Source organism: Actinomadura fibrosa, assembly GCF_900659615.1.
GTDB lineage: Bacteria > Actinomycetota > Actinomycetes > Streptosporangiales > Streptosporangiaceae > Spirillospora > Spirillospora fibrosa.
The window spans coordinates 1-1,657 of record NZ_CAACUY010000532.1; the positions used below are offsets into that span (position 1 = coordinate 1).

Annotated in this window: 2 protein-coding genes; both read right to left on the minus strand. The window is 75.7% G+C overall.

The window, feature by feature from the left end; all coding sequences use genetic code 11:
- On the minus strand, nucleotides 1–1,187 hold a 1,187-nt coding region (locus tag E1300_RS49450; RefSeq protein WP_131764146.1), incomplete at its 3' end, for a chaplin family protein.
- Nucleotides 1,188–1,419: 232 nt separating this feature from the next.
- Nucleotides 1,420–1,657 (minus strand): hypothetical protein (locus E1300_RS51185; RefSeq protein WP_207400463.1); only part of this gene is annotated, 238 nt, incomplete at its 5' end.

Sequence of the window (1,657 nt, forward strand, 5' to 3'; positions counted from 1 at the left end):
CGCGGCGCGACCGGCTTCGGACGCAGGCCGCCCGTCACGGACCGCAGGAGCTCCCCGGCCCGCTGCGGCGCGCCGGCGGCGGCCGGGGCGGCGGGGCGCCGCTCCGGGGAGCCGGTGAGGACCGACCGGAACGTGGACGGCAGCGACTTGTGGACGGTCGCGGGCCGGTGCGCCGGAACCTTGTGCGGCTTGTGGGGCTTGTGCGGCTTCACGGGCTTGTGCGGCTTGTGGGGCTTGGGAAGCGGCTTCACCGGCACCACCGGGGCCTCCGGGACGGGCCGCGGGTGGCCGGGGACGTTGAGCACCTCCGCGCCGCCCTTGCACCACGCCTTCGGCGTCCCGAGCACCGCCAGGACGTTCCCGCAGAGGTTGATCGGCGCGCTGACCGGGGCGTTGGCCTGGTTGCCGCTGAGGACGCCGTCCCGGCCCGAGCTGATCATCTCGTACCCGGCGGTCTTGTTCAGCACGGTGGCGCCGCCCTTGCACCAGGCGTGCCCCACGCCGAGCACGGCGATGGCGTTGCCGCACACGTCGATCGGCGCGCTGATCGGGGCGTGGGCCTGGTTGCCGCTCAGCACGCCGCCGGCCCCCGAGGAGATCATGCGCGGCCCGCCGTGCGGGTGGCCCCAGAGGCCGCCGCGCGACTTGTCCCAGAGGTCGCCGTGCGTGATGTTGCGGACGTCGGCGCCGCCCTCGCACGCCGCCTTGCTGACGCCGATGACGGCGACGGCGTTGCCGCAGATGTCGATCGGGATGCTGATGGGCGCCCGCAGCTGGTTGCCGCTGCCGACGCCGCCGCGCCCGGACGTGAGCATCGTCGGGCCGTGCCCGGGCCGGTGCCAGGGCCGGCCCTTGGGGCCGTGCCAGGGTCCGCCTTCGTGGCCCTGCCAGAGCCCCTCTTTGGGACCGCTCCAGAAGTCGTTCCCGTAGTCTCCCGACACGTTGGCGACGTGGGCGCCGCCGGGGCTCTCGGCGTTGGCCACGCCGAGCACGGCGGCGGAGTTGCCGCTCACGTTGACCGGCACGGAGATCGGCGCGTCGAGCTGGTTGCCGCTCAGCACCCCGTACCCGCCGTCGCTGACCATGTCCGCGGAGGCCGGGACGCCGGAGCCGAGTCCGGCTCCGATGGCGACGAAGCCCGCGGCCACGATCGCGGCGCGGCCGGTGTTCCTTGCCCAGTTGCGCATGTCTTGCTCCTGTCTTCGCTCGGCGATTCGGGTGAATCGTTCAGTCGGTATGCGGCGCGGCGCGTCCGAGATTGCGCGGCGCCCGGCGGCGGCTGGGCCGCCGCTTCCGGTGGAAGCTCGCGATAAGGGATCAGAAGGGATCAGCGGTGCTGATCGGTGAGGGAGGCGGCGGCCCGCTGGCACCGGGAGTCCGGTGCGGGGCGGGCGGCGGCCTCGCGGGGGTGGGCGGCCGTCAGTCGGGGACGACGGCGGGACCGCCGGGCGCGGCCTGGTCGGCCGGTGCCGTGCGGTGGAGGGTGCGCGGGTTCACGGCGACCGGTGCCACCGGGTACGGGGCCGTCCAGAGGTCGGCGAGGCCGATCGGATGACCGCTTCCGGAGCCGCCGCCCGAGGGACCGTCCTGCCCGCCGGGCAGGGCGGGCGCGGGCGCGCCGGGCAGGCCGTGCCCACCGCGGCAGCCCGGGCAGCGG